The organism is Microtetraspora sp. AC03309 (assembly GCF_020826795.1).
GTDB lineage: Bacteria > Actinomycetota > Actinomycetes > Streptosporangiales > Streptosporangiaceae > Microtetraspora > Microtetraspora glauca.
In genome coordinates, this window is sequence record NZ_JADDIL010000026.1 from 43,504 (window position 1) to 66,261 (window position 22,758).

General features: G+C 71.6%; 18 protein-coding genes. 13 read left to right on the plus strand and 5 right to left on the minus strand.

Features of this window, described 5'->3' with window-relative positions:
- Window position 1 precedes the first annotated feature (1 nt).
- On the minus strand, window positions 2-1,714 hold the full coding sequence (locus IMZ11_RS17500; RefSeq protein WP_228642681.1) for an MFS transporter: 1,713 nt from the start codon (window positions 1,712-1,714) through the stop codon (window positions 2-4).
- Between the two features lie 88 nt (window positions 1,715-1,802).
- Between IMZ11_RS17500 and IMZ11_RS17505 the strand changes: the two genes are divergently transcribed.
- Window positions 1,803-2,672, plus strand: a complete 870-nt coding sequence (locus tag IMZ11_RS17505) for a DUF3027 domain-containing protein (protein ID WP_228642683.1) — start codon at window positions 1,803-1,805, stop codon at window positions 2,670-2,672.
- 210 nt (window positions 2,673-2,882) lie between these two features.
- Window positions 2,883-5,993: a sacsin N-terminal ATP-binding-like domain-containing protein gene (locus tag IMZ11_RS17510; RefSeq protein ID WP_228642685.1), complete on the plus strand. Its 3,111-nt coding sequence runs from the start codon at window positions 2,883-2,885 to the stop codon at window positions 5,991-5,993.
- Between the two features lie 93 nt (window positions 5,994-6,086).
- Here the strand turns inward: IMZ11_RS17510 and IMZ11_RS17515 are convergent, their stop codons facing one another.
- Window positions 6,087-6,293, minus strand: coding sequence for a DUF2530 domain-containing protein (locus IMZ11_RS17515; protein WP_228642687.1), 207 nt, complete (start codon window positions 6,291-6,293; stop codon window positions 6,087-6,089).
- Between the two features lie 252 nt (window positions 6,294-6,545).
- Between IMZ11_RS17515 and IMZ11_RS17520 the strand changes: the two genes are divergently transcribed.
- The 4 genes from IMZ11_RS17520 to IMZ11_RS17535 all read left to right on the plus strand — a co-directional run bounded on the left by IMZ11_RS17520 (window position 6,546) and on the right by IMZ11_RS17535 (window position 10,825).
- Entirely contained in the window at window positions 6,546-8,018 is a 1,473-nt protein-coding gene (locus IMZ11_RS17520; RefSeq protein WP_061260819.1) for an NCS2 family permease, read from the plus strand.
- A 146-nt stretch (window positions 8,019-8,164) separates the two neighbouring features.
- Window positions 8,165-8,626 (plus strand): MarR family winged helix-turn-helix transcriptional regulator, encoded by a 462-nt coding sequence (locus tag IMZ11_RS17525; RefSeq protein ID WP_228642689.1) that lies wholly within the window; start codon window positions 8,165-8,167, stop codon window positions 8,624-8,626.
- Complete coding sequence (locus IMZ11_RS17530) at window positions 8,533-10,026, plus strand: MFS transporter (protein ID WP_228642692.1); 1,494 nt, start codon at window positions 8,533-8,535, stop codon at window positions 10,024-10,026. Before IMZ11_RS17525 ends, IMZ11_RS17530 begins: the two co-directional genes overlap by 94 nt.
- 109 nt (window positions 10,027-10,135) lie before the next feature.
- Window positions 10,136-10,825, plus strand: coding sequence for a 2'-5' RNA ligase family protein (locus IMZ11_RS17535; RefSeq protein ID WP_228642694.1), 690 nt, complete (start codon window positions 10,136-10,138; stop codon window positions 10,823-10,825).
- 94 nt (window positions 10,826-10,919) lie between these two features.
- On the opposite strand, the gene IMZ11_RS17540 is transcribed toward IMZ11_RS17535, so the two are convergent.
- The gene (locus IMZ11_RS17540) at window positions 10,920-11,888 is read right to left on the minus strand and encodes an aldo/keto reductase (RefSeq protein WP_228642696.1); all 969 of its coding nucleotides are present in this window, start codon (window positions 11,886-11,888) and stop codon (window positions 10,920-10,922) included.
- A 151-nt stretch (window positions 11,889-12,039) separates the two neighbouring features.
- On the opposite strand from IMZ11_RS17540, the gene IMZ11_RS17545 reads away from it, so the two are divergent.
- Window positions 12,040-13,158, plus strand: a complete 1,119-nt coding sequence (locus tag IMZ11_RS17545) for a hypothetical protein (protein WP_228642698.1) — start codon at window positions 12,040-12,042, stop codon at window positions 13,156-13,158.
- Window positions 13,159-13,174: 16 nt separating this feature from the next.
- Here IMZ11_RS17545 and IMZ11_RS17550 read toward each other — a convergent pair whose 3' ends face one another.
- Window positions 13,175-13,543, minus strand: a complete 369-nt coding sequence (locus IMZ11_RS17550) for a hypothetical protein (RefSeq protein ID WP_228642786.1) — start codon at window positions 13,541-13,543, stop codon at window positions 13,175-13,177.
- Between the two features lie 101 nt (window positions 13,544-13,644).
- On the opposite strand from IMZ11_RS17550, the gene lhgO reads away from it, so the two are divergent.
- The 3 genes from lhgO (at window position 13,645) to IMZ11_RS17565 (ending at window position 17,159) form a co-directional block, all read left to right on the plus strand.
- On the plus strand, window positions 13,645-14,826 hold the full coding sequence (gene lhgO, locus IMZ11_RS17555) for an L-2-hydroxyglutarate oxidase (RefSeq protein WP_228642700.1): 1,182 nt from the start codon (window positions 13,645-13,647) through the stop codon (window positions 14,824-14,826).
- Window positions 14,827-14,895: 69 nt separating this feature from the next.
- Complete coding sequence (locus tag IMZ11_RS17560; protein ID WP_061260828.1) at window positions 14,896-15,609, plus strand: response regulator transcription factor; 714 nt, start codon at window positions 14,896-14,898, stop codon at window positions 15,607-15,609.
- A 2-nt stretch (window positions 15,610-15,611) separates the two neighbouring features.
- On the plus strand, window positions 15,612-17,159 hold the full coding sequence (locus IMZ11_RS17565; protein ID WP_228642702.1) for an ATP-binding protein: 1,548 nt from the start codon (window positions 15,612-15,614) through the stop codon (window positions 17,157-17,159).
- Between the two features lie 62 nt (window positions 17,160-17,221).
- Here the strand turns inward: IMZ11_RS17565 and IMZ11_RS17570 are convergent, their stop codons facing one another.
- Window positions 17,222-19,249 (minus strand): efflux RND transporter periplasmic adaptor subunit, encoded by a 2,028-nt coding sequence (locus IMZ11_RS17570; RefSeq protein ID WP_228642704.1) that lies wholly within the window; start codon window positions 19,247-19,249, stop codon window positions 17,222-17,224.
- A gap of 148 nt (window positions 19,250-19,397) precedes the next feature.
- On the opposite strand from IMZ11_RS17570, the gene IMZ11_RS17575 reads away from it, so the two are divergent.
- The 3 genes from IMZ11_RS17575 to IMZ11_RS17585 are packed head-to-tail and all read left to right on the plus strand — an operon-like array spanning window position 19,398 to window position 22,755.
- Complete coding sequence (locus IMZ11_RS17575) at window positions 19,398-20,600, plus strand: efflux RND transporter periplasmic adaptor subunit (protein WP_228642706.1); 1,203 nt, start codon at window positions 19,398-19,400, stop codon at window positions 20,598-20,600.
- Complete coding sequence (locus IMZ11_RS17580) at window positions 20,597-21,514, plus strand: ABC transporter ATP-binding protein (protein ID WP_374462280.1); 918 nt, start codon at window positions 20,597-20,599, stop codon at window positions 21,512-21,514. Before IMZ11_RS17575 ends, IMZ11_RS17580 begins: the two co-directional genes overlap by 4 nt.
- Window positions 21,511-22,755 (plus strand): ABC transporter permease, encoded by a 1,245-nt coding sequence (locus IMZ11_RS17585; RefSeq protein WP_228642708.1) that lies wholly within the window; start codon window positions 21,511-21,513, stop codon window positions 22,753-22,755. The genes IMZ11_RS17580 and IMZ11_RS17585 overlap by 4 nt, the downstream gene beginning before the upstream one ends.
- Window positions 22,756-22,758 lie beyond the last annotated feature (3 nt).

Genomic DNA, 22,758 nt, shown 5'->3' on the forward strand with positions numbered 1-22,758 from the left:
TCTAGTACGGGTTGGTCAGCGGCTTGGTGTCGTCCCGCCGGGGCCGCAGGGGCTCGCGCGGGACGACCGGTGTGATGTCGGACTCCTCGTGGGGCGCCCACGCGGCACCCTGCGGGGTCGGCGCCGTGCCGCCCGGCGCGTCCGGTGGCGTACCACCGGGCTCGGGGACGCGCCCCGCCGCGGCGGCGAGCCGGGTCCGCCGCCGGACGAGCAGCCACACGAAGGTGACGGCGAGCCCGGCGGAGACCACCGCGAGCCCGGCCGGGCCGTGCCCGGACAGCGACATCACCAGCCCGGCCAGGCCGCCGAACACCCAGGCGATCTGGAGCAGCGCCTCGGCGACGCCGAACGTCGACGACCGCACCTCCTCGGCGATCTCCCGCTGGATGATCGCGTCCAGCGCCAGCTTGCCGAGTCCCTGGGCGAAGGCCGCGGCCAGCGCCACGACGACGGCCGTCCACAACGTGAAGAAGACCGCCGTGACGATCGTGGTGACGGTGGCCAGGGCGAGCGTGCCCAGGATGATGAGCTGCGGGGAGCGTGACCGCGTCCACGAGGCGACCGCCGCTCCGAGGAAGCCGCCCCCGCCCGCGGCGACGGCGAGCAGGCCGAGCGTGATGTGCGGGGCGAGGCCGGGGATGTTGCCGTCCTGCACGAGGAAGAGCAGGAAGAAGACGAGGAACCCGGCCTGGACGCGGATCGCGGCGTTCGCGCGCACCGCCTCGCCGACCACCGGGCCGACCCGGATCAGCTCGCGCCATCGATGCCGTGACCGGGCCTTCCTGCCCTGACCGGTCCCGAGGCCGGCCTTGTGATCGGCACCGAGGTCCGTGCCCTGGCCGGCGCCGGGCGTACCGGTTTCCTGGGCGGTGTGCGGTGCGGCGCCGAGATCGGCGGTGACGCCCGGTTCGGGATCGGCCTCGGGACCCGGTTCGAGATCCGGTTCGAGGTCGGCGTCGAGGTCGGCGTCGAGATCGGGGGAGTCGACGTGGCGCGGCAGCCGTACGGCGGCGACGCCCGCGACGAGGAAGAGCGCCGTGGTGGCGCGCAGAACCCAGTCGGCCCCGATCCAGGCGGTCAGCCCGGTCGAGAGGCCCGCCGCCGCGCCCGCGGCGACCAGTGCGAACAGCGCCACCCGGGCGTTCGCCGCGACCAGCGTGATGTCGGCGGGCAGCACGCTCGGCATGATCGCGGCCCGGGACACGTTGTATGCCTTCGACAGGACCAGCACGGCGAGGGCCGCGGGAAAGAGGGTGAGCGCGTCCGACGGCCGGATCGCCGCGGCCATGCCCCAGCACAGGAGTCCCCGCGCGAAGAGCGTTCCCGCCATGACATAACGGCGGCCGGAGCGGAAACGGTCGAGCACCGGGCCCACGAAGGGCGCGACCACCGTGAACGGGATCATGGTGACCAGGAGGTACAGCGCGACCTGGCCGCGCGCCTGCCCGACCGGCAACTTGAAGAACAGCGCTCCCGCCAGGGCGACGGTGACGAAGGCGTCGCCCGCGGAGTGCGCGGATGTGAGCTCGATCAGGCGGCCGAGCCCGGTTCGCCCGGCTCCCTGCGCGTGGGTGAGCCTGCGCGTCGCCTGCCCGAGACTCCGGGTGCCCCGCCCGAGCCGCCGACCGGCGTGCGCGGCCGAACGGCCCGCCCGGCGGGTGGCTCCCGCGGTGGCGTGACTCGCGCGCCGTACTCGGTTCCAGGCATTCGCCACGAAGAACGACTCCCTTCCCAGCTGGGGAATTCCAGTCTTACCCACTGATCGGGGTGCCGTCCGCTCGCGGAGTGGGTGAAAATGGAGTGTGAGTCGCACCCGAACCCGAAGCACCGCAGCGGACCAGGCCTGCGCTGCGGCCGTCGAGCTGGCCCGCCGGGCCGCCGAGGAGGTCGCCCGGCCCGCGGAGGTGGGCGAGCACCTCGGCTTCGACAGCGAGGGCGACCGCGTCGTCACGCATTTCTTCGATTGTCTTGATCGAGCGTACAAGGGCTGGCGCTGGGCCGTGACGGTCGCCCGCGCGTCGCGGGCTCGTGTCGTGACGGTGAGCGAGACCGTGCTGCTGCCCGGGGCGGGCGCGCTGCTCGCACCGAGCTGGGTGCCGTGGAACCAGCGGCTCCTCCCCGGAGACCTCGGCGTGGGCGACCTGCTGCCGACCGAGGCCGACGACGACCGGCTGGCCCCGGGATTCACCGCCACCGACGACGACTCCGACCGCCAGATGATCTTCGAGTACGGCCTGGGCAGGGCCCGGGTGCTCTCGGCTCTCGGCCGGGATCTCGCGGTGCGCCGCTGGCACTCCGGCGAGTCCGGCCCGCACAGCCCCATCGCGCACGCGGCCCCGGCCCAGTGCTCCACCTGTGGGTTCTACTGGCCGCTCGCGGGCGCGCTGCGGCTCGGGTTCGGCGTCTGCGCGAACGAGTACGCCCCGGACGACGGCCGTGTCGTCGCCGCCGACCACGGCTGCGGTGCCCACTCCGAGGCCACCACCGTCCCGTCGATGATCGTCGACCAGCCGCCGCCGATCCTGGACGATCTGGGATACGACCTGCTGCCCGCCGAGACCGAGGAAGAGGTGGTCGTGGCGGCGACCGAGGAGGTCGCGCCCAACGGTGGACCCGCCGAGTCCGCCGGTTCCGTGGACGAGTCCGACTCGGAACCGCTCGGTCACTCCTGATTCACGCCCCATCGGCCGGCGGGGCGCGTCCCGCCGGGCCGTACCCGGGGTCCCTTGGAACCGGCGCGCGAGCAACCTCTGATGTTCGGGCAGGTTACCGGCCTTCTGCGCCGATTTACGCGTGATCGCGGCGGTACGTGGAAGTGTGCGGGGGTTGGTTAAGGTACGTCCGGACGTGGCGGCGAGATCTGGGACCTGGGGGCTCTAAAGATGAACGACTCCTTCGGCACCGCGCGGATGCGCGACACCGTTCTCGCGGCGTGGACGGCCTCTCCCGCCCGGTTCCGCGAGGACGCCAACGCGGAGGAGGACTTCGCGCTCGGCGGCTACCGTGACCGGCTGGTCGTCGAGCTGGCGCAGAACGCGGCGGACGCCGCGCTGCGCGCCGGACTGCCCGGCCACCTGCGGCTGACCCTGCGTGACGGCGTCCTCCTCGCCGCCAACACCGGAGCCCCGCTGGACGCCGAGGGCGTGGAGGGCCTGTCCACGCTGCGGGTGTCCGGCAAGAAGGACGAGACGGGCGCCGTCGGCAGGTTCGGGGTGGGATTCGCCGCCGTGGTCTCGGTGTGCGACTCCCCGTCGGTCACCTCGCGCAAGACGGGCGGCGTGCGCTGGTCGCGTGAGGAGACGGCCGCCCTGGTGGCCGACCGGCCCGCCCTGGCGGCGGAGCTGACCGGGCGGGAGGGGCACGTGCCCCTGCTCCGCCTGCCCTTCCCCGGCGAGCCCACCGAGGTGCCGGACGGCTTCGACACGCTCGTACGGCTCCCGCTGCGGGACGAGGCGGCGGAGCGGGCCGTGCGCCGGATGTTGCGGGAGGCCGGACCGGCGCTGCCGCTGGCCATGCCGGCGCTGTCCACCATCGAGATCGAGCTCGACGGGGAGGCCCGCACGATCTCCGCCGAGGGCTGGCACTTCGTCACCGCGTCGGGCTCGTTCACCTCGGAGCAGGTGGCCGAGCTGTTCGCCGACCGGCCCACCGAGGAGCGCTCCCGGCCGTACTGGCAGGTCCGCTGGGCGGTGCCGACGGCGGCCTCCGGCGAGCCGCGTCCGCTGCCGGACGACGTGCCGCCCGTCGTGCACGCGCCGACGCCCAGTGACGAGCCGCTCGCCCTCCCCGCGCTGCTCATCGCCACGCTGCCGATGGCCACCGACCGGCGACACGCCGCCCCCGGCCCGCTGGCGGAGTTCCTGGTCGAGCGGGCGGCGGACGCGTACGTCGAGCTGCTGGCGTCGCTGCCGCGCACGCCGCGGCTGCTCGACCTGGTGCCGGGGCTCATCGGCAAGGGAGAGCTGGACGCGCGGATCCGCCGCGCGATCCTGAACCGGCTCCCGGATGTCCCCCTGCTGCCGGCCATCTCCGCGCCCGAGGAGCCGCAGGACGGCTCCGGCGTGGCAGGAGAGGCGATCCAGGCGTCCGGCGACGGCGGTCCGGGCTGGCTGGTGGCCGGTCGCGAGGCCAGGGTCGTGGCCGGTCCGGCGGAGTTCCTGGAGAAGATCGCCGACATGGTGCCCGGGCTGCTGCCCGCGGGCTGGTCGGCCCGCCACCCGGCGCTGACCGCCCTCGGCGTACGCCGGGTCGAGCTGGCCGACGTGATCGACATGCTGTCCGGCGACGCCGTGAAGGACAGGGAGCCCGCGTGGTGGCGGTCGCTCTACGAGGTGCTTCCCGCGGACGACCCCGAGGCGGTCGGCGCGGTTCCCGTCCCGCTGGCGGACGGCCGGTTGGTGCGAGGGCCGCGCGGCACGCTCGCCCTGACGAACGGCTCGGGTGACGGCTCGGGTGACGGCTCGGGCGGGGGAACCGGGCCGCTCGACCCGTCCGTCCTGGCGCCGCTGGGGCTGCGCGTCGTGCATCCCGACGCCGTGCACCCGCTGCTGCTGCGGCTGGGCGCGGCCGAGGCGACCCCGCGCACCGTCCTGGAGGACCCTCTCACCCACGCCGCGGTGACCGAGTCGCTGGAAAGCGCCGACCCCGAGCCGGTGGCGCAGGCCGTACTCGCCCTGGTCGAGGCGGCCGGGCTGTCGGCGGGGGAGGCTCCGTGGCTGGCCGAGCTGGCGCTGCGCGGTGCGGACGGCGAGCTGTACCCCGCGGGCGACCTGCTGCTGGCCGAGGGCTCTCTGGCCACGCTGATCGACCAGGACGTGCCCTTCGGTGTCGCGGCGCCCGACCTGGTGGAGCGGTACGGTTCGCACGTCCTGGCGGCGGCCGGTGTGCTGGACGGGTTCGCCGTGGTGAACGACGCCGACGTGCTGCTCGACCCCGAGGACTGCGACCACGATCTCGACCTGGAGGACGAGTGGCTGGAAGCGGTGCTCGACCTGCTGCCCGAGCTCGACGTCCCTCCGGTCGCCCGCGAGTTCGCCGCCGTCCGTGACCTGGAGTACGTCGCGGACTGGCCGGCCGCGCTCGCGCTCCTGTCCCGCCCGCCGCTGCGCGCCGCCCTTCAGCCGCTGCGTGTGCTGGTCTCGGGAGAGGTCGTCGAGATCCCGTCGTACACCTCGTGGTGGCTCTCCACCCATCCGGTGCTCGACGGCAGGCGGCCCACGTCCCTGCGGCTCCCAGGGGGCGACCCGCTCCTGTTCGGCCTGTACGGCGACGCGCCCGCCGGGGTGGACGAGGTCGCGCTGACGATGATCGGCGTCCGGTCGTCGCTGGCGGAGCTGCTGGCGTCGCACGGCGGCCCGGACGAGCTGCTCGACCTGCTGGCCGATCCGTCGATCGAGGTGGACCGGGCCCAGCTCCGCGCCCTGTGGATCGCCCTCGCGGCGGTCGACCCGACGCGGGTGCGCCCGCCGTCCGCGGTGCGTGCCGTACTGGACGGGGCGATCGTGGTGGCGGACGCCGAGGACGGGCGGATCCTCGACGGGTCGAGCCGGGAAGAGCCGGCCGAGGGCCCGGGGGAGCCGGTGGTGGTCGAGGCGCCGGACCTGCTCGCCCTGGTGGCGGACCGGCCGCTGGTGCTCGCGCCGTTCGACCTGGCCGAGGCGTTGTCGGAGCTGCTCGACCTGCCGCTCGCGGGCGAGCTGGTGAACGGCGTGGTCACGTCGTCGGGCGAGGAGCGGCCGGTGCCCGCGGAGGTGGGCTCGCTGCTGCCGTCGGCTCCGCTGAGCTATGTCGAGCACGGAGAGCTGCTGGTGGACGGCAGGCCCGTGCCGTGGCGCTTCTTCGAGGGGAAGGTCCACGCGTCGGGGATCGAGGGGCTGGCGCGTGGGCTCGCCTGGGCGTCCGGGCAGTGGGGTGACCGCCTCGCCGTCGCGGCGTTGCTGCGTGATCCGGAGCGGGTTCCGCTGCTGCTCGCCGAGGCGGATCTCGACTCCTGAGACCGTCGCGGCGGCCGGTTCACTCGGGCGCTCTGTATGGGGCGCCCGACGGATGCCGGCCGCGCGCAGCGGGGGCTTGACTCGTCGGTCTTCCTAGCGGCGGTCGCGGCGGCGGATGTAGGCGAGGCCGAACAGTCCGAGCCCGATCCCCGCCGCGCAGGTCCACAGCCATCGGCTCTCGTCCGGCCGCGCGACCAGCAGCGCGACCAGCGCGACCAGCCACAGCGCCGTCCCGACGAGGATGGTCGCGGTGTCGTTGGTCTTGATCGGCTCGAGGTCCGGCCGGGGCTGCTGGCTCACGGGACCCAAGCTTAAAGGCACCGCAAATCCGCGGAGCGGCGGATGGCGCGTTCACAAGGGCGGAGGCCGGAGTCCGTAGGGCCCGGGGATGCCGCCGCGGCAGCGGATCCGGGGCCGGGAGCGAGGCGAGGGAATGGTGCATCTCGCCCAAGCCGTAAAATATGCACAAAACGGTCACGGAACCGTCACACTGACCACCAGACTCTTTTCGCAGGTGATACCGCCTGCCACTCTTCGCGCGTGAGTAACAGCATGAATCCTCGGGCCACCGGCTTTCTTGATCGTTTCTTCTTCATCTCCGAGCGTGGCTCGACCATCGGCCAGGAGGTACGCGGCGGGTTCGCCACCTTCTTCACGATGGCGTACATCGTCGTGCTCAACCCCATCATCATCGGCACGGTCGCCGACAAGACCGGCAACCTCCTCGGTGGCGGCACCGTCCCCAACTTCCCGCTGATCGCGGCGGCGACCGCGTTCGCAGCCGGAATCCTGACGATCGCGATGGGCGTGTTCGGCCGGGTGCCGCTGGCCCTGGCGACGGGACTGGGCCTGAACGCGTTCGTGGCCGTCGGCATCGCCTCCCAGATGTCCTGGGCGGAGGCCATGGGCCTCGTGGTGCTCGAAGGCATCGTGATCGCGATCCTCGTGCTCACCGGTTTCCGGGTCGCCGTGTTCAACGCCATCCCGGCCCAGTTGAAGACGGCGATCAGTGTTGGCATCGGTCTGTTCATCGCGTTGATCGGGTTCGTCGACGCGGGTTTCGTCCGCCGCATCCCCGACGTCGCGGGTACCACCGTCCCCGTGAAGCTGGGTGCTCTCGGCAACGGATCGCTCACCGGATGGCCCACGCTGGTCTTCGTCGTCGGTGTGATCGTGACCGCGTTCCTGATCGCCCGCAGGTTCAAGGGCGCCATCCTCATGGGCATCATCGGCACGACGATCCTCGCGATCATCGTGGAGGCCATCGCGCAGATCGGCACGCAGATCACGCCGGGCAAGCCCGTCAACCCCAACGGCTGGGCGCTGATCAAGCCGGAGTGGCCCTCGACGTTCCTGGAACTGCCGGACCTGTCGCTGCTCGGCCACTTCAACCTCTTCGGCGGCTTCGCGAAGGTCGGCGGCGTCGCGGCGATCCTGCTGGTCTTCACCCTCTTGCTCGCCGACTTCTTCGACACCATGGGCACCGTCGTCGGCGTCGGCCGTCAGGCCGGGCTGGTCGCCCCTGACGGCACGATGGAGCGGACCCGGGCCATCCTGCTGGTCGACTCCCTCGCGGCGGCCGGCGGTGGCGCGGCCGGCGTCTCGTCCAACACCACCTACGTCGAGTCCGCCGCCGGAGTGGGCGAGGGCGCCAGGACCGGTCTGGCCAGCGTGGTCACCGGCCTCCTGTTCCTCCTGGCCATGTTCTTCGCGCCCCTGACGAAGGTCGTGCCGTCCGAGGCGGCGACCCCGGCGCTGATCATCGTCGGCTTCCTGATGATGACGCAGATCCGGGAGATCGACTTCAGCGACTACGAGATCGCGATCCCGGCGTTCCTCACGATCGTGCTCATCCCGTTCACGTACTCGATCACGGCGGGCATCGGCGCCGGGTTCATCACCTACGTGTTCATCAAGACGCTGAAGGGTCACGCGCGGCAGGTCCACCCACTGCTCTGGATCGTCGCGCTGCTCTTCCTGATCTACTTCACCGTGGAGCCGATCAAGTCCGTCCTCGGTCTGTGACGTCCCACCTCGTCGTACGCTGACGCCGTACGCGCCGCGCGACCTTCGCGGTCCTTCCGCGAGGGTCGCGTTTTGCGTTTTTTTGACGTAAGCCCGAACTGTGGAATACCGGCCACGGCCGGTATAGTTAGCAAAGGTAATGACGCATGCTAACGAACGAACCCAAGACAGAACCGATCGCGAACCTACGCTCCGACGCAGGGCTGGCGTCCGCGCTGCGCGTCTCCCTGGCGCGGCTGAATCGCCGGCTGCGCAAGCAGGCCGCGGGGCACGCCTTGACGCCCACCCAGCTCGCGACGCTGGCCGCCGTCGAGCGGCACACCGCGATGACGCCCGGAGAGCTGGCGGAGCACGAGAAGGTGCAACCGCCCTCGATGACTCGCGTCATCGCAAAACTGGAGGAGCGCGGCCTGCTGGCCCGCAGCCCCCATCCCACGGACCGGCGGCAGGTCACCGTGAGTGTGACGGCCGCGGGAGCGACGCTCCTCAAGGAGGAGCGGCGGACCAAGGAGGCATGGCTGGCCCGGCGGCTGAAGGAGCTGACGGCCGAGGAGAGGGCGACGCTGAGGGCGGCGGCGCCGATCCTGGAGAAACTCTCCAAGAGCTGACCCGCGCCGAGGAGGCCGGGGACGCCCCGACCACGCCCGCGCCTGAGCGCGCGCCCGCGCGCGGCGGCATGTTCCGGTCGCTGCGCAACCACAACTACCGGCTGTTCGCGGCCGGCGGCATCGTGTCCAACGTCGGCACGTGGATGCAGCGGACCGCCCAGGACCTGCTGGTCCTCCAGCTGACCGCCGGCAGCGGCGTGGCGCTCGGCGTGACCGTCGCGCTGCAGTTCCTTCCGGTGCTGCTGTTCGGGCTGTGGGGCGGGATGCTCGCCGACCGCTACCCGAAGCGGCCGGTGCTCATGGTGGCCCAGTCGCTCATGGGCGTGCTCGCCCTCACCATGGGCCTGCTCACTCTCACCGGGTCCGCCCAGGTCTGGCATGTGTACGTGATGGCGTTCGTCCTCGGCGTGATCTCCTGCGTCGAGGTCCCCACCCGGCAGTCGTTCGTCGTGGAGATGGTCGGCCGCGACGACCTGTCGAACGCGATCGCCCTCAACAGCTCGACGTTCAACCTGGCCCGGGTCTTCGGGCCGGCTCTGGCCGGCGTGCTCATCTCCTGGATGGGCACCGGTCCGATCTTCCTGCTGAACGCGGTGTCGTTCGCCGCGGTGATCGGCGGCCTCGCGATGATGCGTACGTCCGAGCTGCGCACCCCGGAACCGGTGACGCGCGCCAAGGGCCAGCTCCGCGAGGGGCTGCGGTACGTCGGGCGGCGTCCCGACCTGCTGCTGCCGATCCTGATCGTGGGCTCGATGGCGATATTCACGCAGAGTTTCTCGACCAGCATCGCGCTCATGGCGACCCAGGTGTACGGCGCGGGCGCGTCCTCGTTCGGCGTCGCGTCCAGCGCGTTCGCCGTCGGCGCCCTCGGCGGGGCGCTGCTGGCCGCCAAGCGGGTCAGGCCGAGCCGTAGATTCCTGATAATCGGCGCGATCTGCTTCGGCGTGTTCCAGGCCATCGCGGGACTGGCGCCCGGCTACCCGGCGTTCCTGGCGTTCCTGATCCCGGCCGGGATGGCCGTGGTCACGGTGAACACCACCGCCAACGCCACCGTCCAGATGGGCGCGTCGCCCGAGATGCGCGGACGGGTGATGGGGATCTACGTCCTCGTCTTCACCGGTGGCGCTCCCATCGGCTCGCCCCTGGTGGGCTGGCTGGCCGAGATGGCTGGGCCGCGGGTGTCGGTCGTGGTGGCGGGCGTGCTCAGCGTGCTCGGCGTCGGCCTCGCCGTACTGGTGACCAGGATCGTGGCCGCGCGGACGCGCCCGGAGAAGGCGCTGGAAGGGGCGGTGGCCGAGATTCCCGGTGACGCTTCGGGCGCGGCCCGGGTCGAGACGCCGGACGAGGCGGCGGAGCCCGTGACGGTGCCGCCGCGCTGGAGGCTGCGGCGGGCCGCCTGACGGTCCGCCGGGCCGCCCGGCCCTCCCTCGACGCCGATGGGCGCGGATCGGGGCCGGGCCGCCGGACCCTCCCTCACGCCGACGCGCGCCGATGGGTGAGAATCACTGGGTGAGCAGGTTGTTCGTGGCGCTGTCACCGCCTGCCGGCGTGCTCGCCGAGATCGCCGCCGAGGTCGGCCCGAGGCGGGCGGAGTGGCCGGATCTGCGGTGGGTGGACGACGCGCTGTGGCACGTCACCCTCGCGTTCCTCGGTGAGGTGCCCGACGAGGTGCTGCCCGAGCTCGACGTACGGCTGGCGCGCGCGGCCTCGCGCTATGCGCCCATGACGGTGTGGTTCGGCGCCGCGGGGGCGTTTCCCTCGCCCGGCCGGGCAAGGACCTTCTGGATCGGCCTCAACACCGTTCCCGCCGGGTCCGCGAGCGCCCGGGACGCGTACGCCGGCCCTCCCGGCGACCTGCAGGAGAGCTCTCACGGGGATGATCACGGGGGCGCTCACGGCCGATCTCCCTCGGGGCCGTTCGCGGAGCCGCTGGTACGGCTGGCGGCGTCGCTCGCCGCCGGCGCGCGGCGGGCCGGGGCCGCGGAGGTGGACCGGAAGTCGTTCCACCCCCACCTGACCCTGGCCCGCTCACGGGCCCGCTCACGGCACGGCGACGATCTGCGGTCGCTCGTCTCCTCGATGAGCGCGTTCCACGGGCGCGAATGGGAGGCGGGAGCCGTCCATCTGGTGCGCAGCCATCTGGGATCCCATGTTCGCTATGAGCAGGTCGCGGTCTACCCACTCGGTGGACGCGATTAGGCTCCAATGCGTGGATCGTCCTCGTCGCTGGTTGCTGCCTACGGTGCTCGCGCTGCTCGTGCTCATCGTGGTGGTCGGAGCGTTGCTCCGCTAGCTACCAGGCGTACTCCTCGGGAGCGGTCTTGAAGCCCGGGAAGATCTCGTCGAGACGGGCGAGCGCCTTCTCGTCGAGCGTGATCTCCAGGGCCTTCATCGTCCCGTCGAGCTGGTCCAGCGTGCGCGGCCCGATGATGGGCGCGGTGACGGCCTTCTGGTGGAGCAGCCAGGCCAGGCCGACGTTCGCCGGGTCCTCGCCGAGCTCGTCGCAGAACCCCTCGTATCGCTCGATCTTGTCGCGGTGCTTCTCCAGCTCCTTGGCGATCACGTCCGAGGCGGAGCGACCCTTGTCGATCTTGCGGAGGATGCCGCCGAGCAGGCCGCCCGCGAGCGGGCTCCACGGGATCAGGCCGAGCCCGTAGTCCTCGCACGCCGGGATGGCCTCCAGCTCCGCCGCCCGGACGAGCAGGTTGTAGTGGGACTGCTCGGAGACCAGCCCGAGCGAGTTGCGACGGCGGGCGGATTCCTGCGCCTTGGCGATGTGCCAGCCGGCGAAGTTGGACGAGCCGACGTACAGGATCTTGCCCTGCTGCTTCAGGATGTCCATGGCCTCCCAGAACTCCTCGAACGGGGTGTTCCGGTCGACGTGGTGGGCCTGGTAGAGGTCGATGTAGTCGGTCTGCATGCGCTTCAGCGACGCGTCGCAGGCCCGGCGGATGTTGAGCGCCGACAGGCGTCCCTCGTTCGGCCATTCGCCCATGGGGCCGTAGAGCTTGGTGGCGATGACCGTCTTCTCGCGGCGGCCCCTGCCCTGGGCGAACCAGCGCCCGATGATGTTCTCGGTGATCCCCTCGCCCAGCTTCCATCCGTACACGTTGGCCGTGTCGAAGAAGTTGATCCCCAGCTCATGGGCGTGGTCCATGATGGCGAAGGAATCGGCCTCCGAGGTCACGGGGCCGAAGTTCATCGTGCCGAGGCAGAGCCTGCTGACTTGGAGACCTGTGCGGCCGAGCTGTCCGTAATCCATGGAGTCCACACTAGGAACCTGGAGTGGACTCCAGTCGAGCGCATCCGGCGCCGAATCCACCCGATCACGGCCGGCGCGGCCCGGCCCCGGCGTCGGCGCGGGTTCCGTCGGGAATGATTGGCGCATGGGGAGCGGGACGGGGAGATTGCCGATGCGGAGGACAAAGCACTCGGACGGCCGCGCCGGTGGGCGTCTGCGCCGGCTGGTGCCGCCGATGCTCGCCCTCGTGCCGGTGCTCGCCCTGCCGCTCGGCGCCGGTCCCGCCACGGCCGAGCAGGCGACCGCCGGGACAGGCTCCTCCGCGACGCGGGACGGCGAGCGGCTGCTGTTCAGCTTCAGCGACTCGCGGATCGACGAGTCCAGCGGTCTCGCGGTCTCGCCCACCCATGACGACATCGTCTACACCCACAACGACAGCGGCGACAGCGCGCGGTTCTTCGCCGTCGGCACGGACGGGCGGACCCGGGCCACGTTCAGGCTGGCCGGGGTGACGGCGCGGGACTGGGAGGCCATGGCCGCCTCCGTGGACCCCGCGACCGGCAAGGGCGTGCTGTGGTTCGCCGACATCGGGGACAACCTCGACGGCGCCTGGCCGGACGTCTCGGTGTACAAGGTCGCCGAGCCGGAGACGATGCGGTCGGCGACGCTCCAGGCCACGCGGTACCGCTTCCGGTACGAGGGCGGCGCCAGGAACGCCGAGGGCCTGATGGTCCACCCCAAGACCGGCCGGCTGTACATCGTGAGCAAGGAGTTCTCCGGCTCCGTCTACGCGGCGCCCAAGAGCCTGCGGACCGACCGGGTCAACCTGCTCCGCCGGGTCGGCCCCGCGCCGATCATGGCGACGGACGCCGCGTACGCGCCGGACGGGTCGAGCTTCGTGATCCGCACCTACTTCTCCGCCTCGCTCTACCGCGCGCCCGGCGATCTCATCGCCCATCTCACGATGCCGCCGCTCAAGCAGGCCGAGTCCATCACGTACACGCGGGACGGCAAGGCGCTGCTGACCGGCTCGGAGGGGGTGGGCAGCCCGGTCTACCTCGTGCCGCTGCCGGCCGGTGTCACGTCGGCCTCGGCATCGGCCTCCCCGACGCCGGCTGAGGCCGCGGACGCCCCGGCCGGTACGGCACGGCCCGCCGACACGGGTTCCACCGCGGCGTCGGGCGGGCGGGAGAGCGGCGGGATCCCGCTCTCGATGGTCGCGCTCTGGCTGGGGACGGCCGTCGGGGCGATCGGCATCATCACCGTGATCGCCTATCGGACCGCGCGCTGACCTCCGGGACGGTGGGTCACATCCTGGCGACGAACGGCTCGCCGCGCAGCGCGTGCTCCACCAGCTCGATCGACCGGGCCAGGCGGACCAGGCGGGGGCCCTCGCGGCGGTAGGCGTCCAGCACGGCCTCGACGGCGTGCGGCGGCAGGTGGCCCTTGAGCTCGACCGCGGCGCCCCGATAACCGGTCCTCGCCGCCTCGATCTCGGCCTGGACGTGGTGGCGGGCCATCCGGGCGAGCGCGAGCGGATGCCGCCTGAGCACGCCGTACGCGCGGTAGTCCGGCGGGACCGCGTCGAGCAGCCACGCCGCCGCCGACTCCTCCCAGTCGGGGGTGTCCGGCGGGCGCACCTCGGACGGCCATCCGGGAGGCAGATACACGCCCATCAGCATACCGAACAAGAGTTCGATCAAGGGGACTGTCCCTTGGGGTGTCGCCTGCGCTAACTTGCGATGATGCGCGTTCTGGGGGCGAAAGCCGTACGTCCATGAAGATCGGGGTGATCGGCGCCGGCATCCTCGGGCTGGCCGTGGCCCGGGAGCTGGCGGGCACGGGCGCCGATGTGACCGTGCTCGACAAGGAGAGCCGAGTCGGAGCGCACCAGACCGGGCACAACAGCGGGGTCGTGCACGCGGGCATCTACTACGCCCCCGGATCGCTCAAGGCGCGGCTGTGCCGGGACGGCGCCGCCATGCTCCGGGAATACTGCGCCGAGCACCGCCTGCCGTACGACGAGGTGGGCAAGCTGGTCATCGCCTCGACCCGCGCGGAGCTACCCGGCCTGCGGCGGATCGCGGCCAGGGCACGCGAGAACGGGGTGCCCGGCATCGCCGAACTGGACGCGCTCGCCCTGCGCGAGATCGAGCCGTTCGCGGTGGGCGCGGGCGCGGTGCACTCGCCCACCACCGCGATCACCGACTTCCCGGCCGTCGCCCGCCGCCTCGCCGAGGACCTGGCCGCCATGGGCGGTGCCGTACGGCTGTCGCATCCGGTCAGGCGGCTGCGCGAGACCGCGAGCGGCGTCGAGGTGGTCGCGGGACGGTCCAGGTTCACGTTCGACGCGCTGGTCTCCTGCGCCGGCCTGAGCACGGACCGGGTGGCCGCGCTGGCCGGGGCTCCGGGAGACGTGCGGATCGTGCCGTTCCGCGGGGAGTACCAGCGGCTGGCGGGCGCGGCGCGTCACCGGGTGCGCGGGCTGATCTACCCGGTGCCGGACCCCCGCTACCCCTTCCTGGGCGTCCACCTGACGAGACGGATCGGCGGGGAGGTCCTGGTCGGCCCCAACGCGGTCATGGCCCTGGCGTTCGAGGGGTACCGGTGGCGGGACGTGTCGCCGGGCGATCTGCGGGAGATCCTCGGCTGGCCGGGCACGTGGCGGATGGCCGGGAGGAACTGGCGCACCGGCGTGCACGAGGTGTACGGCTCGCTGGCGAAGGACGCCTTCCTGGCCGCGGCCAGGCGCTATGTCCCCTCGCTCGGTCCGGGCGACCTGGAGCCGGCGGAGGGAGGCGTGCGCGCCCAGGCGGTCGGCCGGGACGGGCGGCTGCTCGACGACTTCGCGATCGACGTCCACGGACGGATCGTGTTGGTCAGGAACGCGCCGTCGCCTGCGGCCACGGCGAGCCTCGCTATCGCCCGACATGTCGCCTTGACGGTGCCTTTAAGGTGAACCTCATATAGTGCTCGATGCCCCGAACGTCATCTTCACGTTGCCTTAAGGAAATTCGGTCAACATGTCATGGTGAGCGAATTCCCAGAAGCCCGGTTGCTGATCGTTGAAGACGAGCCCAACATCCTGGAACTGCTGGCGGCCAGCCTGCGGTTCGCCGGATTCGAGGTCACTACCGCCTCCAACGGAGGTGAGGCGGTCGCGGCGGCTCAGCGCCACCGGCCCGACCTGATCGTCCTCGACGTGATGTTGCCCGACATGGATGGATTCGACATCGTCCGCCGCCTGCGTGGTGGCGGAACACACACGCCTGTCGTCTTCCTCACCGCGCGGGACGCCACCGAGGACAAGATCCGTGGGCTCACCCTCGGCGGCGACGACTACGTGACCAAGCCGTTCAGCCTCGAAGAGGTCATCGCCCGTATCCGGGCCGTGCTCCGCCGTACGGCGGGTGACCCGATGGCGCCGCCGCCCCGGCTGACCTTCGCCGACATCGAGTTGGACGAGGAGTCCCACGAGGTGTGGCGCGGTGGCCGCGCGATCCCGCTGTCCCCGACCGAGTTCAAGCTGCTGCGGTACTTCATGGCGAACGCCGGGCGGGTGCTGTCCAAGGCGCAGATCCTCGACCACGTGTGGGACTACGACTTCCGCGGTGACGCCGGCATCGTCGAGTCGTACGTGTCGGTGCTCCGCCGCAAGGTCGACAACTCCCATCCGCGTCTGATCCACACGCTCAGGGGCGTCGGATACGTCATGCGAACGCCCCCGTCCGGCGTCGTGTAGCCATGGCGGGGAGGTGGTCGGACCGCACACCGCTGCGGATCAAGCTGATCGCCGCGATGCTGGCGCTGGTCGCCGTCGCCCTCGCCGTCATCGGCGTGGGCAGTGTCTCGGTGCTCAGGGGCTACCTCGTCGACAGGGTCGACGCGCAACTCGACATGGTCGCGAGGGACGTCGGCAGGCAGATGAAGCGCAAGCCGCTGGAACTCGTCCGGCTGCGTACCCCACCCGACGGCTGGGTCGCGATCTACGGCGGCGACGGCGGACTGATCGCCTCGCAGGCCGGGATGTCCGTCGAGGGCCTGCCCGGGCCGCTTTCCCCGCCCCATGACACCGAGATGCCGCAGACCGTCGCGGCCGAGTCGGGGAACGGCATGTGGCGGGTGCGCGTCGTGCGAGGCGAGGACGGCGGAACCGCGCTCGTCGCCGTCGACCTGGACTCCGTCCAGCAGATCACCACCCGGCTCGCGCTCATAGAGCTGCTGGGGAGCGCCATCGTCATGGGCGTACTCGCCGTGGTCGGCATCGTCACCGTACGGCGGAGCCTGCGCCCGCTGACCGAGATCGAGCGGACCGCGGAGGCCATCGCCGACGGCGATCTCAGCAGCCGCGTGCCCGACCGTCATCCGCGTACCGAGGTGGGGCGGCTCTCCCGCTCGCTCAACGGCATGCTGTCCCAGATCGAGTCGGCGTTCCAGGCGAAGGCGTCGTCGGAGGCGGCCGCACGCGAGTCGGAGGCGCGGATGCGCAGGTTCGTGGCGGACGCGTCACACGAGCTGCGCACGCCGCTCACCTCGATACGGGGGTTCGCCGAGTTCCACCGGAGAGTCCCGGCCGACGGCGGCGACACCGCCCGCCTGATGCGGCGGATCGAGGACGAAGCCGCCCGCATGGGCCTGCTCGTGGACGATCTGCTGCTGCTCGCCCGGCTGGACCAGCAGCGCCCGCTTCAGGAGCATCCCGTCGACCTCCTCGCCATCGCGGCCGAGGCCGTGTACGACGCGCGGATCCTCGAACCGGACAGGGACGTGTCCCTGCTGGTCGACTCCGACGTCGCCCTGATCGTCGAAGGGGACGAGGTACGGCTGCGCCAGGTCGTCGGCAACCTGATGAACAACGCGATGACCCACACACCCGCGGGGACGCCGGTCACGATCCGGGTCGGGGTGATCGGCGCGCGGGCCGTCGTCGAGGTCGCGGACAAGGGGCCCGGCCTGACACCGGACCAGGCAGGACGCGTATTCGAGCGCTTCTACCGTGCGGATCTGTCGCGGGCCCGCAGGGACGAGTCGGCCAGCCGGTCCCTGGGCGGTAGCGGTCTGGGGCTGTCCATCGTGGCGGCGATCGTCCGGGCGCACGGCGGCACGGTGACCGTGGAGACGGCGCCGGGCGCCGGTGCGGCCTTCCGCGTCCTCCTCCCGCTGGTCCCCGAGGTCCTGATCCCCGACGAGGCCATGGACGATGACGCGGGATCGGGAGACACGGGGTCGGGCAACACGGGGTCGGGCAACACGGGGTCGGGCAACACGGTGTCCGGCGCGGGTGTCGGGTGAGGTGACCTCGCCCTCCCGAGTCCCACCTCGGAATTCCTCGGCGTCACCTCCCCGGGGGCGCGTCACCTCCCGGTCTCACGTGCCGGGCTCCCTGTCGGGGTCGGCGTGGGCGTGAGTCCTGGGAAGGTCCCGTCCGGGAACGTCCCCGGGCCGGAGGCTCCGCTCGACACGATCACCTGATCGCCCTCGTCGAGGCCCTCGACGATCTGGATGTACTGGTCGCTCTCCACGCCGGTCTTCACCTGACGCCGGACATCCTGGTCGCCGCTGCGCACGGTGACCGTCGCCGTCCCGCCGGATCCGATCTCCACGGCACGCGCGGGGACGTAGACCGCGTTCTCGGCCTCGTCGGTCGTCACCTGGACGTACGCGGTCTGCCCGACCAGCAGGTTCTCGGGTGAGCTGGAGAGGGCGACGCGCACGCCGTACCGGACGAGCTGGTCGCTCGTCGTCGCGGTGACGTCGACGTGGGTGATGGTTCCGGTGAACTCCTGGTCGGGGTGGGTGTCCATGGTCACCGTGGCCTGCTGTCCGACCTTGAGCTTGCCGACGTCGGACTCGGTGAACAGCGCGTTCACCTGGAGCTCGTCCAGGTTGCCGAGGGTGATGAACGCCGATCCCGCGCTCGCCGTGTCCCCGGCCTTGCCGCCGACGGTCATGACCGTGCCCTTCGAGGGGGCTTTGATGATCACTCCGGCCAGCGCCTCCTTGGCGTCCGCGAACTCGCGCTTCGCCGTGGCGAGGTCGGCCTCGGCCTGCTCGACCGACGTGGTCCCCCCGCCCATGCCGGTGCCGCCGCCTGAGCCGGCGCCGGAGGAACCGCCCGCCGCGCCTCCGGAGACGCCGGTGCCGGACGAGCCGCCCTGAGGCGATGCGCCGCCGGTGGAACCGTTCGATCCTGTGGTGCGGTTCCCGGTGGTGGACTTCTGGGTGCCGGTGCCGGTGCCGGTGCCGGTGCCGCAGGTCGCGGCCGGGCCGGACGTCGTGGAGGGCCTCACCGACGCCTTCCCCGACGGGCTCGCCGACGGGTTCGCTCCACCGCCGGTCGTCGCGGCCGGCGAGGAGCCCGCGGAGCCGCCTACCCCGCCGGACCCGGTGTTCGTGGTCACGGTGAGCATCTTGACGATGGTCTCGATGATGCCCTGGGTGACGGTGACCGTCTCCCTGACGGTCACCCGTTCCTTGATGATGATCGTCTGGGTGACGGTGACCGTGGGGGCCGGGTTCGGCCGGCTCTCCTGTGTCGGCTGGGCCGGCTCAGGTGTCGACGCGGAATCCGAGGGTTCCGGTGTCGGCTGTGCGTGCGCCCGCCGCGAGGACTGCTTCACCTCGGAGGACTGCCGTACGGTCTCCTGGCCAGCCGATCCCGGCTCCGACGTCGTGGTGGTCGTGACCGTGGAGACGGGCGTGGGCTCGGAGGTGGTCGTGGAGATCGGCGTCGGGTGCGACGTCGTCGTCGAGATCGGCACCGGGGTGGAGGAGGTCGTCACCACCGGGGCGGCGGGGGTCACCACGACGGGGCCGACCACCGAGGGCGACGGAGCGGCCGAGGACGCCGTGGGCGTCGCCGAGGCGCCGCCGCCTCCGGGCGGGCAGGTCGCGGCGGCGGAGGAACTCGGGCCGGCGGACGGCGCGGCGGACTGCCGGGACGTCGTCCGGTCCGACGTGGACGTGGAGGAACGGTCCGACGTGGGGGAGGCCGTGGAGGAGCTCTCCGCCTCCTCGGCGTCGTCGAGCGCCTCGTACGCGGCGGACAGCGCGGCGCGGGCCGCGAGGTAGTTCTCCCTGGCCTCCGTGCCGTCGACGCGTGCGAGGGCCTGTCCCGCCCGGACCTTCTGGCCGGGTCTGACGTACACCTTCCGCACGGTGCCCGAGGCGCTGAACGACAGGTCACGGCTGTTGGCGTCCACCGTGTTGCCGCTCGCGGAGATGGCAGAGGTCACGTTGCCGCGTTTGGCGGCCACCAGCTCGATCCTCGCGGTGGTGGCGGTCTCGTCGCCGCCACCGAGAAGGTAGACGCCGCCACAGGCGAGTACGGCGCAGGCGAGGGCCAGACCTCCTGTGCGAAGGACCTTGGGCGGAACAATCATGCGCAAAATGGTGCTGGTGTCAGGTCATACCAGGCTCAGGTGCGCCTGAGAGTTGTCTGTGTAGGTGCCCGCGTACGGGCGCAGTTGTCAGCAAAGCTTCAGGCACGTCCGAAGTTGGCTCAAGCCCCGCCAGGCAGGGTGAAGGCCCGTGAAGCTGTCGACCAGGCGCAGGGCGCTGATCGTGAACGGCACCCTCGGGGTGCTGGTGGCGGGTGGTGCGGTCGCCGCCTATCTCTCCCTCGCGGGCACCGCGGCCGGTCCCGCGAGCGCGGCCGGGGGTTCCACCGTGACCGTCGGCCGGGGCACGGTCCTCGACTCGGTCTCGGCCTCCGGCTCGCTGGAGAGCGCTCGGAGCGCGTCCCTCGACTTCCGTACCAGCGGGACGATCTCCTCGATAAACGTAAAAGAGGGCCAGAAGGTCAAAAAGGGGCAGGTTCTCGCGAGGTTGGACGGCTCCTCGCTGAGGGACGATCTCACCGCCGCGTCCGCGAGCCTCACGGTGGCCAAGGAGCAGAACGAGAGCCAGGCGACCGCCTCCAGCTACTCGCAGTACGTCAAGGCGCTCAACTCCTACAAGAGCGCCAAACGGGCCCTCGCGGAGACCGTGCTCAAGGCGCCGTTCAGCGCCACGGTCACCGCGATCAACGGCGTGATCGGTGACACGGCCGGATCCTCGTCAGGAGGCGGCGGAGGGGCGTCGTCCGGAGGGGCGTCGTCAGGAGGTGGCGCGGCCGGGGCGTCGTCGGGAGGAAGCTCGTCCGGCTCCTCCGGGACGATCGAGCTGATCGACACCTCCCGCATGCAGATCGTCGGCAACTTCACCGAGTCCGACGTCACGAAGCTGAAGGTCGGCCAGGCGGCCACGATCTCGTTCGACGCGCTCAGCGGGGTGACCGCCCAGGGCAGGGTCAGCATCATCAACCCGGTCGCCACGACGAGCAACAACGTCGTTCAGTACCCCGTGACCGTCACCCTCACCGAGATCCCCGACGGCGTACGACTCGGCCAGACGGCCACGGTCGCGGTCGTCGTGGACAAGGCCGAGAACGTGGTCACCGTGCCCACCTCGGTGATCACCACCACCGGTGGTCGTACCACGGTCACCCTGCTGCGCGACGGGCAGCGAGTGACGCAGACCGTGGAGGTCGGCGTCGAGGGCGACGACACGGCGGAGATCAGGTCCGGCGTCTCCGAGGGAGACCAGCTGGTACGGCCGGCCACCACGTCCGGCGGGACGAGCGGATCCACCGGGACCGGTGGCGGCCGGATGCAGGGCGGTTTCGGGACCGGTGGCGGCGGGATGCCCGGCGGCATGCCGGGTGGCGGCGGCGGACCGGCCGGTGGCCGATGAACGAGCCCCTGAACGAGCCCCTGAACGAGCCGCTGAACGGGCCCACGGCCCGGCCCGGTGACGGCGCGTACAGCGCGGGGAACGGCTGGACGACGGCCGTGCCGTTCGACCCGCCGCCCGCCGACGGCCCGCGCGACGATGTCCCGGGCGGCGAGGCATCCGGTGCCGAGCCGGTCCTCCTCATCCGTGACGTCAGGAAGATCTACGGCGAGGGCGAGGCGACCGTGCACGCCCTGCGCGGTGTCTCGCTGACCGTCGAACGCGGCGACTACGTGGCGATCATGGGCGCGTCCGGGTCCGGCAAGTCCACGCTGATGAACATCATCGGCTGCCTCGACATCCCGACCACGGGGACGTACCTGCTCGGCGGCACCGATGTGGGCGTGCTCGACGACGTCCAGCTCGCCCGGGTGCGCAACCGGAGAATCGGGTTCATCTTCCAGTCGTTCAACCTGATCCCCCGGATGAGCGCGCTGGCGAACGTCGAGCTTCCCCTGGCGTACGGAGGGGTGCGGGCGGCCGAGCGTCGCCGCCGGGCGTTGGTCGCGCTCGGGCTGGTCGGCCTGGCCGACCGGGTGGGGCACCAGCCGAACGAGCTGTCCGGCGGGCAGCAGCAGCGGGTCGCGGTCGCCCGCGCACTGGTCACCTCGCCGACGCTGCTGCTCGCCGACGAGCCGACCGGAGCCCTGGACAGCACGTCCACCCGGGACGTTCTGGCGATCTTCGACCGGCTGAGCGTGAGCGGCAGGACCATCGTCGTGATCACCCATGAGGACGACGTCGCCGCGCACGCCAAGCGTGTCATCCGGCTGATGGACGGTCAGATCGTCGAGGACCGCAGGCAGGCGCCGGTGGACGAGCCGCCGCCCCTCGCCGGGCTCCGACCCCCCACGGAAGCGGTGAGTGACCGATGAACGCCCTGGAGATCACCCGGTTCGCGGTACGCGGCCTGACCGCGAACAAGATGCGCAGCGTCCTGACGATGCTGGGCATCCTCATCGGGGTCGCCGCGGTCATCCTGCTGGTCGCGGTCGGTCAGGGATCGTCGGAGTCGATCAAGCAGCGGATCCAGAGCCTGGGGGCCAACACCCTCACCGTCTCCGCGTCGTTCTCCGGCGGGTTCGGCGGCCCCGGAGGCCGGTCGGGCGGCGGTGGCGGCCCGCGCACCCAGGCGCGGGGGCTGACCCTCGACGACGCCCGCGCGCTCGCAGGATCGGGCAACGCTCCCTCGGTCAAGAGCGTCTCGCCCGTGGTGACCGCCTCCTCCGCCACGACGACGTACGAAGGGGCGAGTCACGACATATCCCAGGTCGTCGGCACGTACCCCAGCTATTTCGAGGCCACCAACAAGCCGGTCGCCTCGGGCGCGTACTTCACGAACCAGGACGTCACGGGGGTTCGCAAGGTGGTGGTCATCGGGAAGACGGTCGCCGAAGAGCTCTTCGGCCAGGCCGACCCGGTGGGCGGAAGGGTCAGCATCGAGGGCGTCTCCTTCACGGTCGTCGGCGTGCTGAAGGAATCGGGCTCCACCGGCGGCCAGGACGCCGACGACATCGCCATCGCGCCGCTGCCGGCCGTACAGCAGACGCTGTCCGGGTACGGCTCGCTCGGCAGCATCGTCATCCAGGCCACGAGCGCCGAGACGACGGACGCCGCTGAGGCGGAGATCACCGCGATTCTCAACCAGCGGCACGACATCACGGGCAGCGCGACGGCCGACTACCGGATACTCAACCAGGCCAGCCTGCAGGAGACGGTGACCGAGGCGACCGGCACGTTCACCGTGCTCCTCGGCGCGGTCGCGGCGATCAGCCTCCTCGTCGGCGGCATCGGCATCACGAACATCATGCTCGTGACCGTGACGGAGCGGACCCGCGAGATCGGCATCCGTAAGGCGATCGGCGCGCCCCGGGGGGCCATCCTCGGACAGTTCCTCATCGAGGCGACCCTGCTCAGCCTGATCGGCGGCCTGCTCGGGGTCGGCGTGGCCGTCGCGGGCAGCCAGTTCACGATCGCCGGGGTGCAGCCGGTCATCGTGCCGCAGTCGATCGTGCTGGCTCTGGGCGTCTCCGTCGCCATCGGCCTGTTCTTCGGCAGCTATCCCGCCAACCGCGCCGCGAAGTTGCGCCCGATCGAGGCACTGCGCTTCGAGTGATCC

Bases quoted from the DNA above. Each gene is read 5' to 3' on its own strand.
- IMZ11_RS17510 (WP_228642685.1), top strand. From the start codon at position 2,883: ATGAACGACTCCTTCGGCACCGCGCGGATGCGCGACACCGTTCTCGCG.
- IMZ11_RS17520 (WP_061260819.1), top strand. From the start codon at position 6,546: ATGAATCCTCGGGCCACCGGCTTTCTTGATCGTTTCTTCTTCATCTCC.
- IMZ11_RS17525 (WP_228642689.1), top strand. From the start codon at position 8,165: ATGCTAACGAACGAACCCAAGACAGAACCGATCGCGAACCTACGCTCC.
- IMZ11_RS17530 (WP_228642692.1), top strand. From the start codon at position 8,533: ATGGCTGGCCCGGCGGCTGAAGGAGCTGACGGCCGAGGAGAGGGCGAC.
- IMZ11_RS17540 (WP_228642696.1), bottom strand. From the start codon at position 11,888: ATGGATTACGGACAGCTCGGCCGCACAGGTCTCCAAGTCAGCAGGCTC.
- IMZ11_RS17545 (WP_228642698.1), top strand. From the start codon at position 12,040: ATGCGGAGGACAAAGCACTCGGACGGCCGCGCCGGTGGGCGTCTGCGC.
- IMZ11_RS17550 (WP_228642786.1), bottom strand. From the start codon at position 13,543: ATGGGCGTGTATCTGCCTCCCGGATGGCCGTCCGAGGTGCGCCCGCCG.
- lhgO (WP_228642700.1), top strand. From the start codon at position 13,645: ATGAAGATCGGGGTGATCGGCGCCGGCATCCTCGGGCTGGCCGTGGCC.
- IMZ11_RS17560 (WP_061260828.1), top strand. From the start codon at position 14,896: ATGGTGAGCGAATTCCCAGAAGCCCGGTTGCTGATCGTTGAAGACGAG.
- IMZ11_RS17565 (WP_228642702.1), top strand. From the start codon at position 15,612: ATGGCGGGGAGGTGGTCGGACCGCACACCGCTGCGGATCAAGCTGATC.
- IMZ11_RS17570 (WP_228642704.1), bottom strand. From the start codon at position 19,249: ATGATTGTTCCGCCCAAGGTCCTTCGCACAGGAGGTCTGGCCCTCGCC.
- IMZ11_RS17580 (WP_374462280.1), top strand. From the start codon at position 20,597: ATGAACGAGCCCCTGAACGAGCCCCTGAACGAGCCGCTGAACGGGCCC.
- IMZ11_RS17585 (WP_228642708.1), top strand. From the start codon at position 21,511: ATGAACGCCCTGGAGATCACCCGGTTCGCGGTACGCGGCCTGACCGCG.